The following is a 22,077-nucleotide window of genomic DNA, read 5'->3' as shown; positions in this document are numbered from 1 at the left end:
AATAAAATAGGTCTGCACGCGTCTGCCCATTACACTGACTGCCCCATAGGCCGGACCTGACCATGCACGACCTGGACAACCAGCAGTGGCGCGAGCTGCTCGCCCGCTTGCGCCGCTTTGCCTTATGGCTGACCCGTGAACCGGGCAGCGCCGACGACCTGGTGCAGGCTACCGTCGAGCGCGCCCTGAGCCGACGCGACCAGCAGCGCGACGCGCAGGCGCTGCGTGCCTGGCTGTTCACCATCCTGTATCGCTTGTACCTGGACGGCAAACGCCGCGAACGCCTGCATGCGCGCTGGCTGTCCTGGTTCGGTCGGGCCGAGCGCGATGACGAAGCCGTTGGTGACAACCTTGAAGCGATCATCCTGGCCCAGGCTGACTTGCAAGCGTTTTCCCGGCTGAGCGCCGAGCAGCGTGCCTTGCTGTTGCTGGTCAGCGTCGAGGGCCTGAGCTACAAGGAGGCCGCCCAGGCCCTGGGCATTCCTATCGGCACGGTAATGTCGCGCCTGTCGCGGGCGCGCAATGCCTTGCGTGAACTGACCGAAGGCTCACCCCAGCCACCGGCCTTGCGGAGATTGAAATGACGCGCCTTATCCCCACCGAAGATGAACTGCACGCTTATGTCGATGAGCGCCTGGACCCGGCGCGGCGCGCCGAGGTGCAGGCCTGGCTGGCGGCCAACCCGCAGGCGGCGGCACGTGTGGAAGGCTGGCGCGCCGATGCCCGGCGGCTGCGCACGGCGCTGGCCGGGCTTGGCGAGCCGGCCAGTGCCCCCGCGCTGGAACTGGGCCAGCTGCGGCGGCAACTGCGCCAACGCCGGCAGCGGCGCTGGGCGGCGGCAGCGGCCGTGGTGCTGGCCCTGGGTGTAGGGGGCTTGGGCGGCTGGCAGGCCCGCGATGCTACCCTGGCCAACGCCGAGCTGCCGATGGCCGATGCCGTGCAGGCGCACAAGTTGTTCGCCGCCAGCCAGGCGCTGGATATCCAGGCCAGCGACCCGGGGCAGTTGCGCGATTGGCTGGGCCGGCACTTCAACCGTGTCGGGCAGTTGCCAGACCTGGCGGGCTATGGCTTCAAACCGGTGGGCGCGCGGTTGCTCAGCAACGAGCAAGGGCCCGCAGCCTTGCTGGTGTTCGAGGACGGCAAGGGCCAGCGTATCAGCCTGTTCATGCGTTCACCCAGCGAAGGCTTTCGGCGCATGCCGAACGGGCAACGGGTCGATGGCCAGCTGGAGGCGCGATATTGGTCGCATGGGGCGTACAACTTTGCCTTGGTCAGCGCGGCGGACGATGTGCGCGGGGCGGGGGTAGGCGAGGTGCTGCGCCTGGGGTTGTAACCCAGGCTTTGCCGGCGCGGCCTTGTGTCGCGATCGAGCCGCCCCGGCAGGCATGTTGCGGTCACACGGTCAGCTCAACTCAAGCCAGATCGGTGCATGATCGGACGACTTTTCCATCCCGCGCAGTTCATAATCCACGCCTGCCGCCATGATCCGCGGCACCAGCGCTTGCGAGGCCATGATCAGGTCGATGCGCAGGCCGCGCTTGGGCTCGTCTTCAAAGCCGCGGCTACGGTAGTCGAACCAGCTGAAACGGTCGTTCACGTCTGGGTACAGGTGGCGGAAACTGTCCACCAGGCCCCAGCCTTTCAAGCGCTCCATCCATTCGCGCTCTTCCGGCAGGAAACTGCACTTGCCGGTCTTCAGCCAGCGCTTGGCATTGTCCGGGCCAATGCCGATGTCGCAGTCCTGCGGCGAGATGTTCATGTCGCCCATCACCAGCACTGGCTGGTCGTTGCGAAACTGGCTTTCCAGCAGTGCCTGCAGGTCGCTGTAGAAGCGCTGCTTGGCCGGGAACTTGGTGGGGTGGTCGCGGCTTTCGCCTTGGGGGAAATAGCCATTCATGATGGTGATCGGGTTGCCCTGGGCGTCGGCGAAGGTGCCCCAGATGAAGCGGCGCTGGGCGTCTTCTTCATCGCCGGCAAAGCCTTTGTGCAGGCTGAGCGGCGCCTGGCGGGAGAGCAGGGCGACACCGTAGTGGCCCTTCTGCCCGTGGTAGTGCACGTGGTAACCCAGCGCCTGCACGTCGGCCAACGGGAACTGCTCGTCGCTGACCTTGGTTTCCTGCAGGCCGATCACGTCTGGTTGGTGCTTGTCGATCAGCGCTGCCAGCTGGTGCGGGCGGGCTCGCAGGCCGTTGATGTTGAAACAGACGATCTTCATGGAAAGACAATCCCGGTAAAAGGCGCGATGCTAGCGGACATCGCCGGCGATCACCAGCGTGGCGGGGCCAAAGGCCTGCTGCTAACGTGCTGTAAGGGTGGAACGAAGCGCGGAGCGCAACCTCCAAGGCTCTGAACGCCCATTCCAGGAGGTCTGCCCGCAATGCCCGAAACCACAGCCGCTCCCGCCCGTGTCTGCCTGCTCGATGATGGTTACAGCCGCGAGGTACGGTCGCTGCTGTACAACGCCTACCGCAACGAACCCACTTTTGCCTACATCTTCGAAGCCCAGCGCCCAGGCTATGAGCGCCGCCTGCGGGTGATGGTGCGTGAATGGGTACGCCAGCACTTCTACCTGCAACTGCCTGCGATCGGCTTGTTGGTGGACGATCGCCTGGTGGCTGTGGCCCTGATCGTGCCCCCGCTGCGCCGCTTGGGTGTGGCGGACAGTTGGGCCTGGCGCCTGCGCATGATGCTCGGCACCGGCCTGCGCTGCACGCGGCGCTACATGGACTACCAGGCCGCTTTGTCGACCTGCCTGCCCAGTGATCAGGTGCATGTGCTGCCACTGCTTGGGGTGCACCCGCAGTTTCAAGGCAAGCAGTACGGCGAACAATTGTTACAAGCTGTGCATGACTGGTGCGCCGAAGACCCCGGTACTCAAGGCGTGGTGCTGGACACGGGCAATGAGCACTATCTGGCGTTTTACCAGCGCCAGGGCTACGAAGAAATTGGTGAGGTGGCCATAGGGCCGATCCGGGAACGGGTATTCTTTCACCCAAACCCCGTGGCTTCGACATCCGCTTTGGCCTGAACAGGCCGCAAGGCGGCTCCCTTGAGCGTTCGGGTCTGGTAGCATTCGCCGCATGACGTATTCAGGAAGATTGACCTGGGGCCTGGTTATCTGGGCGGCCAGTTTTGCAGCATGGGGCCAGAGCGAATTGCTGGTGCAGGTGAAACCGGCCAACAAGGCGCTCAAGGCCAATGTCGAAGGCTATATAGGCTCACTGGGTGACCGCGATGAAGAAGCACTGTTGCGCTTCAGTCGTGGTGCAGAGGAGCAGGCGCGCAAAGCCGCGCAGGCACTTGGCTACTATCAGGCGCAGATCGACAGCGAGGTCAAGCCTGCCAGCGATGCCGACCATTCTGCGCAGTTGATCCTCAGCATCAACCCGGGGGAGCCGATTCGGCTGCGCAACGTCACGGTGCGCATCGAGGGCCCGGCCAGTGACATGAAGGCCTTCCGGGTACCCGACAGCCGGGCGCTGCGCCCGGGTGAACAGCTCAACCACGGTACCTACGAGGATGCCAAGCGGCTGATCCAGAACCAGGCGTCGCGTTACGGCTTTTTCAGCGGGCGCTTCAGCCGCCAGCGCCTGGCGGTGGACCCGCAGGCCGGGGTGGCCGATATCGAACTGGTCTACCAAAGTGGCCCGCGCTACCGCCTTGGCGCAGTCACGTTTGGCGGCGACACGCCGCTGGACGAGGACCTGCTGCAGCGCATGGTGTCGTTCAAGCCGGGTACCCCGTACGACTCGGAGCTGATCGCCGAACTGAACAACGACCTGCAGTCGAGCGGTTATTTCGACGGGGTACGGGTGGATGCGGCGCCCACCGCCGCGGTGGGGGAAGACATACCGGTGGACGTGCGCCTGGAAACCCGCAAACCCCGCACCATGGGGCTGGGCCTGGGGTACTCCACCGACGTCGGGCCGCGCGGCAAGGCCAACTGGACCCGTCACTGGGTCAACCCGCAAGGCCACAGCTATGGCTGGGAAACCGAGCTGTCGGCGCCGCGTCAGAACGTGGGGTTGTGGTACGACATACCCCTCGACCCGCCGTTGACCGACAAGTTGCGCTTTGCCGGCGGCTATCAGAATGAAGAGCTTGCCGGTACCGACACCCTCAGCAAGCTGCTGACGGTGGGCCCCGAGTGGCACAGCAAGCTGCCCAGCGGTTGGCAACGGGTCATCTCGCTGAAATACCAACGCGAAGAGTACCGCCTGGGCGACGACAGCGGGTTGAGCAACCTGCTGATGCCCGGCGTTAGCTACTCGTTCCTGCGCAGTGACAACCGCATCGACCCGCACAATGGCTACCGCCTGCAATTCGATGTGCAGGTGGCCAAGGAAGGGCTGGTGTCGGACACCAACTTGCTGCACGGCAACGTGCTGCTCAAGGGCCTGACCACCCTGGGCCACAACCACCGCTTGCTTGGCCGCGTGCAGTTCGGCGGCAGCGCAACCAACGGTTTCAAGAACAATATCCCGCCGTCGCTGCGCTTCTTTGCCGGTGGCGACCAGAGCGTGCGCGGTTACGATTACCAGACCCTGTCGCCGGAAAACAGCGACGGTGACCGTATTGGCGGGCGTTACCTGGTGGCCGGCAGTGTCGAGTACCAGTACTCGCTGACCGAGAAGTGGCGGCTTGCCACGTTCGTCGACCAAGGCAACTCGTTCAACGACCTGGAACTGCCCAGCCTGAAAACCGGGGTCGGTTTTGGTGTGCGCTGGGTGTCGCCGGTGGGGCCGCTGCGCCTGGACCTGGCCAAGGCGCTGGATGACGACGGTGGCATTCGCCTGCACTTTTCCATGGGGCCCGAGTTGTGAAACGCGTAATCAGATATACCTTGCTGGGCCTGGCTGGATTACTGGCGGGCCTGGGCCTGGCCCTAGGCTTGCTGCTGGGTACCGAGGCCGGCAGCCGCTGGGCGCTGGGCAAGGTTCCCGGTTTGCAGGTCACCGACTTCCAGGGCCGCCTGGGGGGCAGTTGGCAAGCCAGCCGGGTGAGCTGGGCCGACGCCGGTAGCACGGTCGAGCTGCAGGCCCCGCAGTTGGCCTGGTCGCCTGCCTGCCTGCTGCGCGCCACCTTGTGCATCGACCGCTTGCAGGCACAGCGCATCGACATGGCCTTTGCCCCAAGCACCGAGCCGGCCGACAGCGGCCCACTGCAATTGCCGGCACTGCGCCTGCCGGTGGCCATCGAACTGGGCGAGGTGAAGGTGGGGCAGTTGCGCCTGGACGGCAGCGACCTGCTGGGCGACGTGCAGCTTGCAGCGCACTGGACCCGCGGCGGGATGCAGATCGACAGCCTGCACCTGCAGCGCGACGACCTGCTGTTGAACCTGCAAGGCCATATCCAGCCCGAAGGCGACTGGCCGACAACGCTGCAGGCGAAACTGCAGCTGCCGGCAGTAGAGGGCAAGCCCTGGCAGCTGGCGTTGAACGCCGAGGGTGAACTGCAAAAGACCTTGAACCTCTCGGGAGCCAGCAGCGGCTACCTGGACGCTACGTTGAGCGGCACGCTGCAGGCCCTGGCCGAGCACCTGCCTGCGACGTTGCAGATCCGTTCCGAAGCGTTCAAGCCGGCCGCTTCCTTGCCTGACACCTTGCAGTTGAACCAGCTCGATCTGGCAGCCAAAGGCGACCTGCTCAAGGGCTATCAGCTGTCGGGTAGCGCCAACCTGCCCGCAGAACAATCGCCGATCGCGCTGGCGTTGTCCGGCCTGGTCGACAGCAAGGGCGCCAGGCTCGACGCCCTCGACCTTACCGCCGGCGACACCCAGCGCGTCAAGCTGCAAGCCACGGCAGACTGGCAGCAAGGCCTGACCGCCGATGCCCAGCTGGACTGGCAGGATTTTCCCTGGCTGCGCCTGTATCCGCTGGAAACGCCGCCACAGGTTACCCTCAAGCGCTTCAATACCCGTGTGCATTACCGTGATGGCAAGTATCAGGGGACCTTTGCCGGTGATCTTGACGGCCCGGCAGGGGCGTTCACCCTGGCCAGCCCTTTCGAAGGCGACCTGGATCAGGTCAGGCTGCCACAATTGGCGCTCACCGCCGGCCAGGGCAAGGCTGCCGGCAGTGTTGCAGTGCGCTTTGCCGATACCCTGGCGTGGGATGTCGACTTGCAACTGTCTGCACTCGACCCGGCCTACTGGCTGGCCGAGCTGCCTGGCACCCTTGCGGGGCCATTGCGGACCAAAGGCGAGCTGAAGGATGACGTGCTGAGCCTGGATGCCCAGCTTGACCTCAAGGGGCGCTTGCGCGGCCAGCCGGCTGTGTTCAAGGCCGAGGCACAAGGGGCCGGGCAGCGCTGGACACTGGGTGCGCTGGCGATCCAGCTGGGGGACAACCGTATCAATGGCAGTGGCAGCCTGCAGCAGCGCCTGGCCGGGCGCATCGACCTCGACTTGCCCCGCCTGGGCCAGCTGTGGCCCCGGCTGCAAGGCCAGGTCAAGGGGCGCGTGGATGTCGCCGGCACGCTGCAGGCGCCGCAAGGCACCCTGACGTTGCAGGGCCAGCGCCTGGCACAGGCTGAGAACCGCCTGCAACAACTGAACCTGGATGCCAAGCTCGACAGCGCCCAGCGTGGGGTGGTCGAGCTCAAGGCCACCGGCATTCACCTGGGTGACACGGCACTGGGCACGTTGCAGGCCAGCGGCAAGGGTGACATTCGCCAGCAGGCCCTGAACCTGGCCCTGAACGGCCCGCAGCTCAAGCTTGACCTGGGGCTGGATGGCCAGTTGAGCAAGGGCGACTGGCGCGGGCGACTGGCCAGCGGGCGAGTCCAGGCCGGTGGCCAGGACTGGCAGTTGCAGGCCCCGGCGCGGTTGCAGCGGCTGGCCAACGGCCAGCTCGATTTCGGTGCCCACTGCTGGCGCTCTGGCCAGGCCAGCCTGTGTGGCGATGACCAACGCCTGGCGCCGGAGCCGCGCTTGCGCTACCACCTCAAGCAGTTCCCGCTGGGCAGCCTGGCGCAGTGGCTGCCCAAGGACTTCGCCTGGCAGGGGCTGCTCAACGCCGACATCAGCCTGGATATACCGGCCAGTGGCCCCAAGGGTAGCGTGGTGGTCGATGCCAGTGGCGGCACCCTGCGCGTGCGCGACAAAGGCCGCTGGATCGACTTCCCGTATCAGGCCCTGCGCCTGGACAGTACCCTGGCACCGCGGCGTATCGACACGCGCCTGGTATTCCGTGGCGAGCGGCTGGGTGAGCTGAACGTCAACACCCGGCTCGACCCGCTGGGCAAGAACAAGCCACTGTCGGGTGATTTCCGCCTGGCGGGCCTGGACCTCTCGGTGGCCCGGCCCTTCGTGCCGATGGTCGAGCGGTTGGCCGGCCAGCTCAATGGCAGCGGCCAGCTCTCGGGTACCTTGCTGGCACCGCAGGTCAACGGCAACCTGGCGCTCAGTGGCGGCGAAATCAGCGGCGCAGAGCTGCCAGCCAGCCTGCAGGCACTGTCTGTGCAGGCGCAGATCGCCGGTGAGCAGGTGCGCCTGGAAGGCGATTGGCGCAGCGGCGAAGCAGGGCGCGGGCAGTTGAGCGGCAACCTCACTTGGGGCCAGGCGCTGGGCATGGACGTGCGCTTGCAAGGCCAGCAACTGCCGATCACGGTGGAGCCCTATGCCACGCTGGAGGTCGCCCCGGACCTGACCTTGCGTTTGATCGACGACAAACTGGCGGTGACCGGCAAAGTGCTGGTGCCCAAAGGCAAGATCACCGTGCGCGAATTACCGCCTTCTACCGTCAAGGTCTCGGACGATACGGTCATCGTTGGCCGCCAGACCGAGGAGGGCAAGCCACCCATGGCGATGGCCATGGACATTGACGTCGAAGTGGGCCAGGACAAGCTGTCGTTCACCGGCTTTGGCCTTACCGCCAACCTGCTTGGCCATGTACACATCGGTGACAACCTCGACACACGGGGTGAGCTGAGCCTGGCCGATGGTCGCTACCGCGCCTACGGCCAGCGCCTGACTATCCGCCGCGCCCGCCTGCTGTTCGCCGGGCCGATCGACCAGCCTTACCTGGACATCGAGGCCATCCGCAAGGTAGACGATGTGATTGCCGGTATTCGCTTGAGTGGCAGTGCCGAACAGCCGACCAGCCAGGTGTTTTCGGAGCCGGCCATGAGCCAGGAGCAGGCATTGTCCTATCTGGTGCTGGGGCGGCCGTTGGGCACCTCCGGCGAGGACAACAACATGCTCGCCGAAGCGGCACTGGGCCTTGGCCTGGCCGGCAGCGCCGGTATCACCGGTAGCTTGGCGTCCAGCCTGGGCATCGACGACTTCCAGCTGGATACCGAAGGCTCGGGCAATACCACCAGCGTGGTGGCCAGTGGCAACCTCACCGAGAAGCTGAGCCTTCGTTACGGGGTAGGGGTGTTCGAGCCAGCGAACACCATTGCTTTGCGTTACAAGTTGAGCAAGAAGGTCTACCTGGAGGCGGCCAGCGGTTTGGCCAGCTCCCTGGATATCTTCTACAAGCGCGACTTCTAGGTTGAACGCAGCGGCGCCGTCAACGGACGGTGGCCGCGTCGATGAACTCATTGCTGTCGGGTGAGGGTGGCGGGGTGGGGGCGCGTACCGGGGTGATCAGGCTGGTGTACTCCTCGATCAGCCGGTTCAGCGCTTCAGGCGGCTCACTGGCCTGGAATTGCATGCGGATCTGCACTTCGTCAGGGTCACGGCTGTCACCCTGGCGACCCTGGCCACCGATGGTGACCTTGAAACTGGCGGCCTTGTTCTCGCTGGTGGGCAGTAGTGCCGGCTGTGCTTCGGTGCCTTTTACGCGCACCGACAGGTCAACCTGCATGCGCTCCAGCGCCAGGCCTTTGGGCGACACCAGGGCGAACAGCGGTACACGCATGATGTGCTGGCCGTCCATGGCCACTTCCACCATCTTGGCTTTCATGGGGGCGCCCAACGCTTCGCTGTCACACTCGAAGAACTGGTCGAACAGGTTGATGTACTGCTGCGCGATCAGGCTGTTGGTGGCACTGGCGGCTTCTTGCAGGCCGCGAGTGATCTCGCGCAGGTCGATTGAAGTCATGGGCGCGGGGGCCTTGTCCATTGCGTGGGTTCCTCAGGCCAGAATGGCCCCTTGTTGCTGATCAAGGGGCCAGGCGGAAGTGAGCGAAAAACATCAAGGTTTGGTTCAACCTTTTTTGTCAGCTTTGTCCGTGGGTTTGTTTGCAGCGCCGGGTGCTTTGTCGTTTTCCACCTTGAGCCCCGGTGTGTCGGCTGCCGGGTTCTTGAGGGTATCGCGCTGCGAGATCTGGTCTGGGCTTTCCAGGGCGGCGTTTTTGACCACCGTAGGTTTGGTCGCAGCGTCGGTGAGGAACTCGATCAAGCGCATGACCGCTTCCGGCGGCTCTTGGCGTTTGAGTGTGGTATTGAATGCATAGCGGGCGCGGGTATCGGTTTTGCGGGTTTGCGTGGATTTGTGGCTGACGCTGCCCCTGACGTTGAGCTTGAACGGCCCCCAGCCGATCGAGCCGCTTGCAGTGGCGTTCATGTCCTTGCTGGTCACGTCCTCCGACATCTGGTTGATGACCAGCTCGAATTCGACATTACCCTCCTCGATGGTAATGTTCGGGTGGGTAATGGCCGCCAGCAGCGGCACCTTCATGGTCTTGCTGACCACACCTTTGTATTCGCCCTGTTCGTCGACGATGGTTTCGTCATAGTCGAACTGGATGGCCACGGCCTTGCCGTTCTGGATGCATACCTGCATCAGGAAGTCGGCGTACGATTTACTCGCGGTAACCTGCGCCTGGACCATTGCTTGCAGGGGGCCGGCGATCATGCGATCCATGGGCAGGGCATTGATGACCGAGCCAATGAGGCTGTTGTCTATCGACATAGTGGGATGCTCTTTCTAGTGGGTTGGCGCCGCCGAGGGTGGTCTGGGCGGCAGGGGGGTTCAGCGGGCGCACGCCTCCTGGCGGCGGATGTTGCCAATCTGGCGCAGGCTCAGGCCGTACTTGTTGGCCAGCAGGCTGCGGGACAGGCCGTTGGCGCTTTCTTTCTGGATTTGCTGGTTACGCAGTTGGCGCAGGAAGTGGTCTGCCTTGGGAATCTCCAGGGCTACCCCGGCAAAGCGCTTTATCAGCGCATCGAGCGCTTCGGGCGGGAGTACGTCGGCGAGCTTGGTGCGCTCGCGGTGCTTGGGGATGTACTTGGGCCTGCCGCCGAACGCGCAGGTCAGCTGGTAGGCGTTGTCGATGCCGATGCAGGTGATCAGTGCCTGCAACGAGTGGGGCAATTGGCTGATATCGATCTGGCTCAAGTCTGGCGTTTGCATGTGGCGCTCCTTCGGGATAAGGGGATATGCGACCCGATCACCCGTGGCGTTATGTCGAAGGGTGTGAGCAAATTCTGTGCGACAGCCAAGGCGTGTCGCTAGGCGGCATATGGGTTGGCGGTTGTAGTTTCGGTGAACAGGTTTTGCAGGCAGCAATATCCGCGGATGTAGGAAATGGCGTTGTCGGTAGGCTGCATCGGGTGATTTCTCGCTCGCTCACTGCCGTTTTTAACGGAAGGGTGCTCAACCCTCAGTCGCAGGGAAAACTGCTCAGCAGACTGGCGCTGTGCAGGTAGGCTTGCGGCGCGGTTCGCATGCCTGCAGGCAACGTTCGCCAATCCACCAGCAGGCACAGGCTGTGCAAGGGCTGCCCATCACGCTGGCCGATCACCTGCCCGTCAAAGCTGCGTCGGTACAGGGCCTGGGACTGGCGTACGGCCTGCACCTGGTCGGCCTGGGCCAGGGTTTCGCGGGCCAGGCGGGGAAGGCGGGTGGTGGGCACGGTGAAGTTCACCGGCCTGTTGTTCCCGTCCAGGTAGCCGGCCTGGCGTACCCGTTGCCACAGCTGCTGCCATTGGCTGCTGCCGGCGTGGGTCGCGAGCTCGCGGCCCAGCTCCAGCAAGTGCTCGGCGGGTACCTGCTGGGTATCCAGGGCATGAACGTAGAAGGGGGAGAAAAACAGCGAAGTGAGGAGCAAGGGTTTGTACACGGTGCCTCCGGCATGGGTGCTTGGAGGTCTCATGCTTTCAGGCTGTCACCGCCTGACCCAGCAGGAAATGCAGCGCCGGGGCCGGTGGCCGTTGTATCATTGCCGCCGCTCATTGCGAGCCATTTGCCCCTGATGTTGCAAGGAACCTTCGATGACACACGTGCAGCGCCTCAAATATTCACTTCTGATCATACTGGTCGTACTGGGCCTGATGCTGGGCCTGTCCCACCTGCAGAAGCAGGGCACTATCAGTGAACAGACGTTCCAGATGCTGGCCATCGCCATTGCCGTGGTGGTGGTGGTGATCAATGGCATCCTGCGGCGCAAGGTCAAGCCTTGACCTGCGCGGGCCGGCCAAGCCTGGCCGGCCAGGCGTTCAGCGCGCGGGCACTTGTTCCAGTATGGCGCGTGCCTGCGGGGCAAGGCTGTAGCACTTGTCGCTGCCCAGCTGGATCACCCCCTCGCTGCACAGGCGCTTGAGCACTTCGCGCACGCTGAGGAACGACAGCGGAATATCCAGTTGCTCCAGTTGCGCATGCACGCCACGCACGCCAATGCTGCGGCCATTGCGGTCGGCGGCGTGCAGGGCGTCGATTACCTTCAGGCGGATCAGGCTGGTGCGCAGGCCGAAGGTACGCAGCAATTCACGGATCTGCTCGTTGCCGGTGCGTTCGTCAGCAAATGCGCCCTGTCCCTTGGGCGCCTTGCCTGGGGCGCGCCCAGCCAGTAATGAGGGTTGCGGGTTGTACATGTGAATGCTCCTTTTCGTGGACGAACCCGAAATGTGGTTGCCTCACTTACTAGGACGAATGAGAGCGCAAAAACTGCAACGCACGCGTTAAAAAAATGCCTGTTTTTCATCAAGACGTTCCATCGCCCTGTAAAACGTAAAATTTTCATCTGGCCATTCGTCTGAACGGGATAACCCGCGACCCCGAGGAATGCCCGTGTTTTCACTGTTCCGCCCCATGACATGCGCCAGCCTGGCGACCGCCCTGGTGGCCTATAGCGCCACTGCGCCGGCGCAGCCTGCTGCAGCCGACGCCAGCGCCCAGATCCGCCGCACCAGCTTCGGCGTGCCGCACATCGTGGCCAAGGACGAGCGCGGCCTGGGCTACGGTGTCGGCTATGCCTACGCCCAGGACAACCTGTGCCTGCTGGCCAATGAAGTGTTGACCGTCAATGGCGAGCGCTCGCGGTACTTCGGCGCCACGGGCAAGACCCTGGAGCAACGCGACAACCTCAGCAGCGACCTGTTCTTCACCTGGCTCAACAGCCCGGCCGCTGTCGGCGCTTTCCTCCAGGCGCAGCCGGCGCCGGTACAGGCACTGCTGGCCGGTTATGCCAGTGGCTATAACCGGGCGCTGGCCGAGCGCCGCCGCCAGGGCTTGCCGGCCGAGTGCGGAACGGGTGAGTGGGTGCGGCCGATCAGCAGCCAGGACCTGGTCAAGCTGACCCGCCGCTTGCTGGCCGAAGGCGGGGTTGGGCAGTTCGTGGAGGCACTGGCGGGGGCGCATCCGCCAGGGGCAAGCAGCCAGCTCGCGGCCGCCGGCTATGCCACCGCCCTGGCCCGGCAGGCGCGGTTTGCCACGGAGCGTGGCAGCAATGCCGTGGCGGTGGGTGCCCAGCGCTCGGCCAATAGCCATGGCCTGTTGCTGGCCAACCCGCATTTCCCGTGGGTGGGTGGCATGCGCTTCTACCAGATGCACTTGACCATCCCCGGCCAGCTTGATGTCATGGGCGCGGCGCTGCCAGGCCTGCCGCTGATCAACATCGGTTTCAATCAACACCTGGCGTGGACCCATACCGTCGATACCTCCAAACACTTCACCCTCTATCGCCTGCAGCTCGATCCCAAGGACCCGACCCGTTACCTGCTCGACGGCGAGTCATTGCCGCTGGCCCGGCAAACCGTCAGCGTGGCAGTCAAGGGTGAGGATGGGCGACTGAGCCAGGTACAGCGTGAGGTCTACAGCTCGCAGTTCGGTCCGGTGGTGCAATGGCCTGGCCGCCTGGACTGGGACGCTCATGCGGCCTACAGCCTGCGTGACGCTAATCTGGACAACACCCGCGTGCTGCAGCAGTGGAACCAGATCAACCGGGCCGAAAGCCTGGCGGCCATGCGCGGCTCGGTCGAGCAATTGCAGGGCATCCCCTGGGTCAACACCATTGCCGTGGACCAGGCGGGCAGGGCCTTGTACCTGAACCAGTCAGTGGTGCCTTATGTGGACCAGCAGATGCTCGACAGTTGCAGCAACCCGCAAGCGCCGGGCAGCCTGGTGGTGCTGGACGGCTCACGCAGCGCCTGCCAGTGGAAGGTCGATGCGCAGGCGGCACAACCGGGTATTTTCCCGGCAAGGTTGCTGCCAAGCCTTGAGCGCGACGATTACGTGCAAAACTCCAACGACCCGGCGTGGCTGGCCAACCCGGCGCAGCCCCTGACCGGGTTTTCGCCGTTGGTCAGCCGCAGTGACCAGCCGTTGGGCATGCGCGGCCGTTTTGCCCTGCAGCGCTTGCAGGGCAAAGCGCGGTTGGGCGTCGATGACCTGCAGCGCATGGTCACTGACGACGAAGTCTATCTGGCCAGCCTGGTGCTGCCGGACTTGCTGCAATGGTGCCAGGGCGCCAGTGCAGACGTGCAGGCCCTATGCACCAGCCTGGCGAACTGGGATGGCAAGGCCGACCTCGAGAGCGGCGTTGGCCTGGTGCATTTCCACAACCTGGTCACGGCCTTGGCTGAGCACCCGGGCAGCTGGCGGGTTGCGTTCGACCCGGCTGACCCGCAACACACCCCGCGCGGGCTGGCCGTGGAGCAGGCGGCCGTGCGCAAGCGGGTGCACGAGGCGGCACTGGCCTCACTGCAGCAGGTGGCCGAGAGCGGTATGGCGCCACAGGTGAAGTGGGGGCAGGTGCAGCAGGCACTCGATGGTACGCCGGTACCGGGTGGCCCGCAGGCCCTGGGCGTGTACAACGCGATGTACAGTGTGCCGCACGGGCAGGGCAAGCGCCTGGTGGTCAGTGGTACCAGTTATCTGCAATTGGTCAGTTTCACCGACAAGGGGCCAGAGGCCCGCGGGTTACTGGCGTTTTCGCAGTCCAGCGAGGCGGCTTCGGCACACGCCAGCGATCAGACCAAGGCCTTTGCGGCCAAGCAGCTGGCGGTAATTCCCTTTACCGAGGCACAGATCAAGGCTGACCCGCAGTACCGCGAAGTGGTGATCAGTGAAGCCGACAAGGGCCCAGTGGCACAGCACTAAGGCAGTTTGGCCCGATCGCCGGCGAGCCAGCGCCCACAAGCTCCCCAGGGTATTGAGGGCCTGGAGGGAATTGGGGGCCGGGTTGCCGGCGACATTGCCTTCAGGAAAAGTCAAACGGCGCCAGCTGGAACCCTTGCTCGTCAACCTGCAAGGCCCAGCCCCGGCGGTCCCAGTCGCCCAGCACGATGCGCCGGGCCGGTTGGCCGTCCACGACCAGCTTGTGAATCGCTGGCCGATGGGTGTGGCCATGCACCAGGGTACGCACGCCATGCGCCGCCATTACCTTGGGCACCTCTTCTGGCGTGACGTCGACGATTTCGGTGGATTTCATCCGCCCCTGGGCGCGGCTTTCGCTGCGCAGCTTGCGTGCCAGTTTGTAGCGAGCCGACAGCGGCAGGTGGCGCAGAACCCACAAACTCAACGGGTTGCGCAGCAAGCGGCGCATTTTCATGTAGCCCACGTCGCGCGTGCACAAGGTGTCGCCGTGCATCAGCAATACCTGCTCACCGCCCAGCTCGATCACGCAGGGGTCGTCGAGCAACGTGCAGCCGGCCGCCTCGCAGAAACGCTGGCCAAGCAGGAAGTCACGGTTGCCATGCATCAGGTAGATGGCCGTGCCGCTGTCGCCAAGCTGCCGCAGGGCACGGCAGATCGACTGCTGGAACGGCGTCATGGCATCGTCGCCTATCCAGGCCTCGAAGAAATCGCCAAGAATGTACAGCGCCTGGGCGTGGCGCGCGCGGCCATCGAGCAGATCAAGAAACGCCCGGGTAATGTCCGGGCGTTCTTCTTGCAGGTGCAGATCAGAGATCAGCAGAATCACTCAATGATCTCGGCTTTCTCGATGATCACGTCGTCTTTCGGCACGTCCTGGTGGCCGGCTTTGGAACCGGTGGCGACTTTCTCGATGGCATCGACCACTTCACGGCCTTCGATCACTTCACCGAACACCGCGTAGCCCCAGCCCTGCACATTCTTGCCGCTGTGGTTGAGGAAGTCGTTGTCGGCAGCGTTGATGAAGAACTGGGCCGAGGCAGAGTGCGGTTCCATGGTGCGGGCCATGGCGATGCTGTACTTGGTGTTCTTCAGGCCGTTGTCAGCTTCGTTCTGGATGCTGGCGCGGGTTTTCTTCTGGCTCATGCCAGGCTCGAAGCCACCGCCCTGGATCATGAAACCTTTGATCACACGGTGGAACACGGTGTTGGTGAAATGGCCGTCTTTGACGTATTGAACGAAGTTCTCAACAGTTTGCGGAGCTTTTTCGGCGTTCAGTTGCAGGACGATATCGCCGTGGTTGGTGCTCAGTTTGACTTTGGACATGCTGAAATTCGCTCTTTCAAGGCATACGGGAATGAGGGCGCGCAGGGCGCGTGCTTACACCTGACGCAGGCTCGGGCGCTCGCGACACATGGCGCGCATTGGCCATTTTGCCACGCCACGGCAAAAAGCCGTGATAAATCACGCCAGTTTATCCGGGCCCGACTGTCGGCAGCTTGACTGCTTCGGCTATGATAGGCCCTTTGATTCAATCGGCCTACCCAGGCCGGACACGTGCATTCAAGGATCCTATGAGCAAGCCCACTGCCGACAACGCGCCCAACGCCGCTGCCAAAGGCGCCCCCGCTGTCCCTGCGAACTTCCTGCGGCCGATCATCCAGGCCGACCTGGATTCGGGCAAGCACAGCAGCATCGTCACCCGCTTCCCGCCGGAGCCCAATGGCTACCTGCACATCGGTCACGCCAAGTCGATCTGCGTCAACTTCGGCCTGGCCAAGGAATTCGGTGGCGCCTGTCACTTGCGTTTCGACGACACCAACCCGGCCAAGGAAGACCAGGAGTACATCGACGCCATCCAGCGCGACGTCAAATGGCTGGGTTTCGACTGGGCCGGTGATGTGCGCTATGCCTCCGACTACTTCGACCAGTTGCACGACTGGGCGGTCGAGCTGATCAAGCGCGGCAAGGCCTATGTCTGCGACCTCACCCCCGAGCAGGCCAAGGAATACCGCGGCAACCTCAAGGAGCCAGGCAAGAACAGCCCGTTCCGCGACCGTAGCGTGGAAGAAAACCTCGACCTGTTCGCCCGTATGAAAGCCGGTGAATTCCAGGACGGCGAGCGCGTGCTGCGGGCCAAGATCGACATGGCCTCGCCGAATATGAACCTGCGCGATCCGATCCTGTACCGCATCCGCCATGCCCACCACCACCAGACCGGTGACAAGTGGTGCATCTACCCCAACTACGACTTCACCCACGGCCAGTCGGACGCCATCGAGGGCATCACCCACTCGATCTGCACCCTGGAATTCGAAGGCCACCGCCCGCTGTACGACTGGTTCCTCGATAACCTGCCCGTGCCGGCACACCCGCGCCAGTACGAGTTCAGCCGGCTGAACCTTAACTACACCATCACTTCCAAGCGCAAGCTCAAGCAGTTGGTGGACGAAAAGCACGTCGACGCCTGGGACGACCCGCGCATGTCGACCTTGTCCGGCTTCCGCCGCCGTGGCTACACCCCAGCCTCGATCCGCAACTTCTGCGAAATGATCGGCACCAACCGGTCCGATGGCGTGGTCGACATGTCGATGCTCGAGTTCAGCATCCGTGACGACCTGGATCGCACCGCACCGCGTGCCATGTGCGTGCTGCGCCCGCTGAAGGTGGTCATTACCAACTACCCGCAGGGCCAGGTCGAGCAACTGGAGCTGCCACGCCACCCGAAGGAAGACATGGGCGTGCGTGTGCTGCCGTTCTCCCGCGAGCTGTACATCGACCGCGACGACTTCATGGAAACGCCGCCCAAGGGCTACAAGCGCCTCGAGCCAGCCGGTGAGGTGCGCCTGCGGGGCAGCTACGTGATCCGTGCCGACGAAGCCATCAAGGACGCCGACGGCAACATCGTCGAGCTGCATTGCTCGTACGACCCGGACACCCTGGGCAAGAACCCGGAAGGCCGCAAGGTCAAAGGCGTGATCCACTGGGTGCCGGCCGAAGGCAGCGTCGAGTGCGAAGTGCGCCTGTACGATCGCCTGTTCCGCTCGGCCAACCCGGAAAAGACCGAAGAGGGCGGCAGCTTCCTCGACAACATCAACCCCGACTCGCTGCAAGTGCTCAGCGGTTGCCGTGCCGAGCCGTCGTTGGCCCAGGCGCAGCCCGAGGACCGCTTCCAGTTCGAGCGCGAAGGCTACTTCTGCGCCGACCTGAAAGACAGCCAGCCGGGCCGCCCGGTGTTCAACCGCACCGTCACCCTGCGTGACTCCTGGGGCAGCTGAGGAACCGCCGTGCTAACCATCTACAACACCCTGACCAAAGCCAAGGAAACCTTCAAGCCGCTGGATGGCAACAAGGTGCGCATGTACGTCTGCGGCATGACCGTCTACGACTACTGCCACCTGGGCCACGGCCGCAGCATGGTGGCGTTCGACCTGGTCACCCGCTGGCTGCGCAAGAGCGGTTACGAACTGACCTATGTGCGCAATATCACCGACATCGATGACAAGATCATCAACCGGGCCAACGAGAACGGCGAAAGCTTCGACGCCCTGACGGCGCGCATGATTGACGCGATGCACGAAGACGAGCGCCGCCTGAACATCCTGCCGCCAGACCAAGAGCCACGGGCCACCGACCATATCGCCGGCATGCACGCGATGATCCAGACCCTGATCGACAAGGGGTATGCCTACGCGCCGGGCAATGGCGACGTGTACTACCGCGTCGGCAAGTTCGTGGGCTACGGCAAGTTGTCGCGCAAGAAGATCGAAGACCTGCGCATCGGCGCCCGCATCGAGGTCGACGAGGCCAAGCAAGACCCGCTCGATTTCGTGCTGTGGAAGGGCGTGAAACCGGGCGAGCCAAGCTGGGAGTCGCCATGGGGCCCGGGCCGTCCGGGCTGGCACATCGAGTGCTCGGTGATGTCCACCTGCTGCCTGGGGGAGAGCTTCGACATTCATGGTGGCGGCAGCGACCTGGAGTTCCCGCACCACGAGAACGAGATTGCCCAGAGCGAGGCGGCCACCGGCAAGCAGTACGCCAACGCCTGGATGCACTGCGGCATGATCCGTATCAATGGCGAGAAGATGTCGAAGTCGCTGAACAACTTCTTCACCATCCGTGATGTGCTCGAGAAGTACCACCCGGAGGTGGTTCGCTACCTGCTGGTGGCCAGCCACTACCGCAGTGCCATCAACTATTCGGAAGACAGCCTGCGCGACGCCAAGGGCGCCCTGGAACGCTTCTACCACGCCTTGCGCGGTCTGCCACGCGTGGCGGCCAAGGGCGGCGAGGCCTTTGTCGAGCGCTTCAGCGTGGCGATGAATGATGACTTTGGCACCCCCGAGGCCTGCGCTGTGCTGTTCGACCTGGTGCGTGAGATCAACCGCCTGCGCGACAGCGATGTAGACGCTGCTGCCGGCCTGGCCGGTCGCCTGCGGGAGCTGGGTGATGTGCTGGGTGTGCTGCAGCTGGACGCCGATGACTTCCTGCGTGCGGGCGCCGAAGGCAAGGTCGACGCGGCCGAGGTCGAGGGCCTGATCCAGGCGCGCCTGCAGGCGCGGGCAGACAAGAACTGGGCCGAGTCCGACCGCATTCGCGACCAGCTGACCGCCATGGGCGTGGTGCTGGAAGACAGCAAGGGTGCCACTACCTGGCGTCTGGCTGACTGATCGGTGCAATGGGGGCCGCTTTGCGGCCCATCGCGACACAAGGCCGCAATGCCGGACTCGAAGATGACACGGTTCTTGTGGGAGCGGGCGTGCCCGCGAACACCGGCGAAGCCGGTGCCAGACACCGCGTCGCCTGCTTCGCGGGCAAGCCCGCTCCCACAATGAATCGCGCAGGCTTTTCAAATTTGGAGAAAGGCCGTTGCGCCTCCAGGTGATTGGATAACCCTAAGCGGCCTTGTTCTTGTGGGAGCGGGCGTGCCCGCGAACACCGGCGCAGCCGGTGCCAGACTCCACATCGCCTGCTTCGCGGGCAAGCCCGCTCCCACAATGAATCGCGCAGGCTTTTCAAATTTGGAGAAAGGCCGTTGCGCCTCCAGGTGATTGGATAACCCTAAGCGGCCCTGTTCTTGTGGGAGCGGGCGTGCCCACGAACACCGGCGCAGCCGGTGCCAGACTCCACGTCGCCTGCTTCGCGGGCAAGCCCGCTCCCACAATGAATCGCGCAGGCTTTTCAAATTTGGAGAAAGGCCGTTGCGCCTCCAGGTGATTGCATAACCCTAAGCGGCCTTGTTCTTGTGGGAGCGGGCTTGCCCGCGAACACCGGCGCAGCCGGTGCCAGGCACCGCGTCGCCTGCTTCGCGGGCAAGCCCGCTCCCATAATGAATCGCGCAGGCTTTTCAAATTTGGAGAAAGGCCGGTGCGCCTCCAGGTGATTGCATAACCCTAAGCGGCCTTGTTCTTGTGGGAGCGGGCTTGCCCGCGAACACCGGCGCAGCCGGTGCCAGAAACCGCGTCGCCTGCTTCGCGGGCAAGCCCGCTTCCACAATGAATCGCACAGGCTTTTCAAATTTTGAGAAAGACAGTTGCGCCTACAGCGCGGCCTTGTGTCGCGATGGGCTGCAAAGCAGCCCCGATGGTTACTTGGCCAGCCCGGCCAATGGGCAATGCAGTACCAGCTTGGCCCCACCCAAAGGGCTCTCGCCAATTTCCAGACCAAACCCATGCAGGTCGACGATCGCCGCAACGATCGACAGCCCCAGGCCGAACCCGGCGTGGCGGTGGCCTTCATCACTGCGGTAGAACCGCTTCAGTACCGCCGTGCGTTCTTCTGCCGGAATACCCGGCCCGCTGTCTTCGATGGCGACGTGCACGCCGGTATCGTCCTGGGTGGCAGCCACGCGCACCTGCCCACCTTCCGGGGTGAACTTGATCGCGTTACCTACCAGGTTGGCCAGCGCCTCGAACAACAGCTCGCGGTCGCCGTGCAGTGCCGGCAAGTGCCCAGGTTGGTGCAGCTCCAGGCGAATGCCACCATCTTCAGCCAGCGGCAGGTAGAAATCGTGCAGCTCTGTCAGTAAACCCTGAGGGTCAAGCTGCACGAAGCCGGCACGGCGTTGGCGGTCTTCCAGTTCGCTGATGCGCAACAACCCACGGAAGCGCGCCATCAGGGTGTCGGTTTCGCCGATGGCCTGGTCCAGTGCCTCGGCTTGCGCGGAATCGTTGTCGCTTTGCTGGCGGATGCGGTACAGCTGGGCGCGCAGGCGGGTCAGTGGGGTGCGCAGGTCGTGGGCAATGTTGTCGCACACGCCCTTGACCTCGTGCATCAACCGCTCGATGCGGTCAAGCATGGCATTGACGATGGCGGCCAGCATGTCCAGTTCGTCGCGCCGGGCCGACAGCGGCAGGCGGTGCGTGAGGTCGCCGGCGACGATCAGCTCGGCCTGGGCCTGAATGGCCCGGATGCGTTTCAGCGGGCGGCGGCGCAGGAGGTACCAGCCGGCGAACCCAGGGATCAGGGTGAAGGAAATACCCCAGAGCAAGGCGTCGAGAATGATCCGCGTGACGACGAACAATGAGCCGTTATCGCGAAAAAGGACCAGCCAGCGACCATCCTGCACCTTGATGGCCACCGCGTCACAGCTGTCGCGGGGCATGCGCGGATCGTCGACGTCCAGGCAACGTTTCAATTCGTGGATCTTGCCATCCAGCCGCAGCCCCGGGGGCAGGGCTCGGACACTGCCGCCCAGCGGGTTGAGTTGTGCATCGAACAGGCCATAGGCGTCGAAGCTGCGTTCCTCGAAAGCCTGGCTGGCGATCAGGGCGTCGTCCAGCTGCTTGCCGCTCATGTGCGCGAACAGGTGCTGGCGCTGCAGCATGGAATGGCGGGTGAGCTTGTTCAGGTAGCTGGAAACCTCGAAGTACAGCACCCCCATGAGGATGCTGCTCCAGGCTACGAACAGAAAGCTGTACAGTGCCAGCAGGCGGCTGGTGGACGAACTCCAGCCTTTAGACGGGTTCAGCAATGGCATAGCCGGAGCCCCGCACCGTACGGATCAGCGGCGACTGGCCGGGTGAGTCGATTTTCTTGCGCAGGCGGCCGATATGCACGTCGATCAGGTTGGTACCCGGGTCGAAGTGGTAGCCCCACACTTCCTCGAAAATCATCATCCGCGTTATGACCTGGCCGCTGTGGCGCATCAGGTACTCCAGCAGTTTGTACTCGGTGGGCAGCAGGTTGAGGGTGTTGTCGCCGCGGCGGGCTTCGTGGCTGATCAGGTCCAGTTGCAGGTCGGCGACCTGCAGGCGGGTCTGGGTCATCGGCACGCTGTTGCGGCGCAGCAGCACCTCGACCCGGGCGGCCATTTCGTCGGAGGCGAATGGCTTGGTCAGGTAGTCGTCACCGCCGGCGCGCAGGCCGCGCACCCGCTCATCGACGTCGGAGAGGGCGCTGATCATCAGGATCGGAGTGGCGATCTTGAGGTTGCGCAGGGTCGTGACGATGGTCAGGCCATCGACCTCGGGCAGCATGCGGTCCAGGGTGATCAGGTCGTAACCACCGGCAATGGCCTTGGCCAGGCCTTCACGACCATTGTCGGCCCACTCCACCTCAAGGCCATGGCTGGTAAGTTCGGCGACGATTTCCTGGCCGGTGACGGCGTCGTCTTCGATGGTCAGTACGCGAGGCATGCTGGTTCCTGGGCATCTAATGGAGACTCGATTGTGCCAAAGAATAGACAACCGGCGATTTAAGAAAAATTCATCTTGCCACAACCCGCCTGGGTTCACCCATTGTGAAGACAGACGAGCATGTCGCAGCAGGCTGTGAGAGGATGTCCGTCAACACAGCCAGGACCCCGAACGCAGCC

Annotated in this window: 19 protein-coding genes; 9 read left to right on the top strand and 10 right to left on the bottom strand. The window is 63.9% G+C overall.

Annotated features, from left to right (window positions below; genetic code table 11):
• The first annotated feature begins 62 nt into the window (after positions 1-62).
• Positions 63-584 carry a sigma-70 family RNA polymerase sigma factor gene (locus GEV39_RS12785; RefSeq protein ID WP_173889451.1) on the top strand — a complete coding sequence of 174 codons (522 nt, stop codon included), beginning with the start codon at positions 63-65 and terminating at the stop codon, positions 582-584.
• Complete coding sequence (locus GEV39_RS12780; RefSeq protein ID WP_173889449.1) at positions 581-1,333, top strand: anti-sigma factor family protein; 753 nt, start codon at positions 581-583, stop codon at positions 1,331-1,333. Before GEV39_RS12785 ends, GEV39_RS12780 begins: the two co-directional genes overlap by 4 nt.
• 69 nt (positions 1,334-1,402) lie before the next feature.
• On the opposite strand, the gene xthA is transcribed toward GEV39_RS12780, so the two are convergent.
• On the bottom strand, positions 1,403-2,215 hold the full coding sequence (gene xthA / locus GEV39_RS12775) for an exodeoxyribonuclease III (RefSeq protein WP_173889447.1): 813 nt from the start codon (positions 2,213-2,215) through the stop codon (positions 1,403-1,405).
• 162 nt (positions 2,216-2,377) lie between these two features.
• Here xthA and GEV39_RS12770 point away from each other — a divergent pair, with 162 nt between their 5' ends.
• From GEV39_RS12770 to GEV39_RS12760, 3 genes are read left to right on the top strand one after another with little or no spacing between them, the layout of a single operon-like run.
• A complete protein-coding gene (locus GEV39_RS12770; protein WP_173889445.1) occupies positions 2,378-3,028 on the top strand; it encodes a GNAT family N-acetyltransferase in 651 nt (216 codons plus the stop codon).
• A gap of 52 nt (positions 3,029-3,080) precedes the next feature.
• The gene (locus GEV39_RS12765; RefSeq protein WP_173889444.1) at positions 3,081-4,823 is read left to right on the top strand and encodes an autotransporter assembly complex protein TamA; all 1,743 of its coding nucleotides are present in this window, start codon (positions 3,081-3,083) and stop codon (positions 4,821-4,823) included.
• Positions 4,820-8,494, top strand: coding sequence for a translocation/assembly module TamB domain-containing protein (locus GEV39_RS12760; RefSeq protein ID WP_173889442.1), 3,675 nt, complete (start codon positions 4,820-4,822; stop codon positions 8,492-8,494). The genes GEV39_RS12765 and GEV39_RS12760 overlap by 4 nt, the downstream gene beginning before the upstream one ends.
• 19 nt (positions 8,495-8,513) lie before the next feature.
• Here GEV39_RS12760 and GEV39_RS12755 read toward each other — a convergent pair whose 3' ends face one another.
• From GEV39_RS12755 to GEV39_RS12740, 4 genes are all read right to left on the bottom strand, one after another.
• On the bottom strand, positions 8,514-9,068 hold the full coding sequence (locus GEV39_RS12755; RefSeq protein WP_009682168.1) for a DUF2589 domain-containing protein: 555 nt from the start codon (positions 9,066-9,068) through the stop codon (positions 8,514-8,516).
• Positions 9,069-9,152: 84 nt separating this feature from the next.
• Complete coding sequence (locus GEV39_RS12750; RefSeq protein WP_054904393.1) at positions 9,153-9,860, bottom strand: DUF2589 domain-containing protein; 708 nt, start codon at positions 9,858-9,860, stop codon at positions 9,153-9,155.
• A 60-nt stretch (positions 9,861-9,920) separates the two neighbouring features.
• Positions 9,921-10,301 carry a Mor transcription activator family protein gene (locus GEV39_RS12745; RefSeq protein WP_029884845.1) on the bottom strand — a complete coding sequence of 127 codons (381 nt, stop codon included), beginning with the start codon at positions 10,299-10,301 and terminating at the stop codon, positions 9,921-9,923.
• A gap of 250 nt (positions 10,302-10,551) precedes the next feature.
• Positions 10,552-11,010: a hypothetical protein gene (locus GEV39_RS12740; protein WP_173889440.1), complete on the bottom strand. Its 459-nt coding sequence runs from the start codon at positions 11,008-11,010 to the stop codon at positions 10,552-10,554.
• A 151-nt stretch (positions 11,011-11,161) separates the two neighbouring features.
• On the opposite strand from GEV39_RS12740, the gene GEV39_RS12735 reads away from it, so the two are divergent.
• Positions 11,162-11,350, top strand: a complete 189-nt coding sequence (locus tag GEV39_RS12735) for a hypothetical protein (protein ID WP_003248064.1) — start codon at positions 11,162-11,164, stop codon at positions 11,348-11,350.
• Between the two features lie 36 nt (positions 11,351-11,386).
• Here the strand turns inward: GEV39_RS12735 and GEV39_RS12730 are convergent, their stop codons facing one another.
• Complete coding sequence (locus GEV39_RS12730; protein ID WP_173889439.1) at positions 11,387-11,761, bottom strand: fe2+ zn2+ uptake regulation protein; 375 nt, start codon at positions 11,759-11,761, stop codon at positions 11,387-11,389.
• Between the two features lie 196 nt (positions 11,762-11,957).
• Here GEV39_RS12730 and pvdQ point away from each other — a divergent pair, with 196 nt between their 5' ends.
• A complete protein-coding gene (gene pvdQ / locus GEV39_RS12725) occupies positions 11,958-14,267 on the top strand; it encodes a bifunctional acylase PvdQ (protein WP_173889437.1) in 2,310 nt (769 codons plus the stop codon).
• 100 nt (positions 14,268-14,367) lie between these two features.
• Here the strand turns inward: pvdQ and GEV39_RS12720 are convergent, their stop codons facing one another.
• Positions 14,368-15,090 carry a UDP-2,3-diacylglucosamine diphosphatase gene (locus GEV39_RS12720; RefSeq protein WP_173889435.1) on the bottom strand — a complete coding sequence of 241 codons (723 nt, stop codon included), beginning with the start codon at positions 15,088-15,090 and terminating at the stop codon, positions 14,368-14,370.
• A complete protein-coding gene (locus GEV39_RS12715; RefSeq protein ID WP_173889433.1) occupies positions 15,087-15,587 on the bottom strand; it encodes a peptidylprolyl isomerase in 501 nt (166 codons plus the stop codon). The genes GEV39_RS12720 and GEV39_RS12715 overlap by 4 nt, the downstream gene beginning before the upstream one ends.
• A 248-nt stretch (positions 15,588-15,835) precedes the next feature.
• On the opposite strand from GEV39_RS12715, the gene GEV39_RS12710 reads away from it, so the two are divergent.
• Both GEV39_RS12710 and cysS read left to right on the top strand, forming a co-directional pair.
• Positions 15,836-17,539, top strand: coding sequence for a glutamine--tRNA ligase/YqeY domain fusion protein (locus tag GEV39_RS12710; RefSeq protein ID WP_009682158.1), 1,704 nt, complete (start codon positions 15,836-15,838; stop codon positions 17,537-17,539).
• Positions 17,540-17,548: 9 nt separating this feature from the next.
• On the top strand, positions 17,549-18,931 hold the full coding sequence (gene cysS, locus GEV39_RS12705) for a cysteine--tRNA ligase (RefSeq protein WP_009682157.1): 1,383 nt from the start codon (positions 17,549-17,551) through the stop codon (positions 18,929-18,931).
• Between the two features lie 917 nt (positions 18,932-19,848).
• Here cysS and GEV39_RS12700 read toward each other — a convergent pair.
• The gene (locus GEV39_RS12700; protein WP_173889431.1) at positions 19,849-21,240 is read right to left on the bottom strand and encodes a sensor histidine kinase; all 1,392 of its coding nucleotides are present in this window, start codon (positions 21,238-21,240) and stop codon (positions 19,849-19,851) included.
• Positions 21,218-21,898 carry a response regulator transcription factor gene (locus GEV39_RS12695; protein WP_047149773.1) on the bottom strand — a complete coding sequence of 227 codons (681 nt, stop codon included), beginning with the start codon at positions 21,896-21,898 and terminating at the stop codon, positions 21,218-21,220. The genes GEV39_RS12700 and GEV39_RS12695 overlap by 23 nt, the downstream gene beginning before the upstream one ends.
• Positions 21,899-22,077 lie beyond the last annotated feature (179 nt).

It is taken from the genome of Pseudomonas sp. NY5710 (assembly GCF_013305665.1).
GTDB classification, from domain to species: Bacteria; Pseudomonadota; Gammaproteobacteria; order Pseudomonadales; family Pseudomonadaceae; genus Aquipseudomonas; species Aquipseudomonas juntendi.
This window is presented reverse-complemented; position numbering and strand designations above follow the sequence as displayed.

What these genes read in the sequence shown, in the direction of transcription:
- GEV39_RS12765 (WP_173889444.1), top strand. Translation starts at nt 3,081, where the DNA reads ATGACGTATTCAGGAAGATTGACCTGGGGCCTGGTTATCTGGGCGGCC.
- xthA (WP_173889447.1), bottom strand. Translation starts at nt 2,215, where the DNA reads ATGAAGATCGTCTGTTTCAACATCAACGGCCTGCGAGCCCGCCCGCAC.
- GEV39_RS12715 (WP_173889433.1), bottom strand. Translation starts at nt 15,587, where the DNA reads ATGTCCAAAGTCAAACTGAGCACCAACCACGGCGATATCGTCCTGCAA.
- GEV39_RS12700 (WP_173889431.1), bottom strand. Translation starts at nt 21,240, where the DNA reads ATGCCATTGCTGAACCCGTCTAAAGGCTGGAGTTCGTCCACCAGCCGC.
- GEV39_RS12785 (WP_173889451.1), top strand. Translation starts at nt 63, where the DNA reads ATGCACGACCTGGACAACCAGCAGTGGCGCGAGCTGCTCGCCCGCTTG.
- GEV39_RS12755 (WP_009682168.1), bottom strand. Translation starts at nt 9,068, where the DNA reads ATGGACAAGGCCCCCGCGCCCATGACTTCAATCGACCTGCGCGAGATC.
- GEV39_RS12770 (WP_173889445.1), top strand. Translation starts at nt 2,378, where the DNA reads ATGCCCGAAACCACAGCCGCTCCCGCCCGTGTCTGCCTGCTCGATGAT.
- GEV39_RS12710 (WP_009682158.1), top strand. Translation starts at nt 15,836, where the DNA reads ATGAGCAAGCCCACTGCCGACAACGCGCCCAACGCCGCTGCCAAAGGC.
- GEV39_RS12750 (WP_054904393.1), bottom strand. Translation starts at nt 9,860, where the DNA reads ATGTCGATAGACAACAGCCTCATTGGCTCGGTCATCAATGCCCTGCCC.
- GEV39_RS12695 (WP_047149773.1), bottom strand. Translation starts at nt 21,898, where the DNA reads ATGCCTCGCGTACTGACCATCGAAGACGACGCCGTCACCGGCCAGGAA.
- GEV39_RS12745 (WP_029884845.1), bottom strand. Translation starts at nt 10,301, where the DNA reads ATGCAAACGCCAGACTTGAGCCAGATCGATATCAGCCAATTGCCCCAC.
- GEV39_RS12730 (WP_173889439.1), bottom strand. Translation starts at nt 11,761, where the DNA reads ATGTACAACCCGCAACCCTCATTACTGGCTGGGCGCGCCCCAGGCAAG.
- GEV39_RS12735 (WP_003248064.1), top strand. Translation starts at nt 11,162, where the DNA reads ATGACACACGTGCAGCGCCTCAAATATTCACTTCTGATCATACTGGTC.
- GEV39_RS12780 (WP_173889449.1), top strand. Translation starts at nt 581, where the DNA reads ATGACGCGCCTTATCCCCACCGAAGATGAACTGCACGCTTATGTCGAT.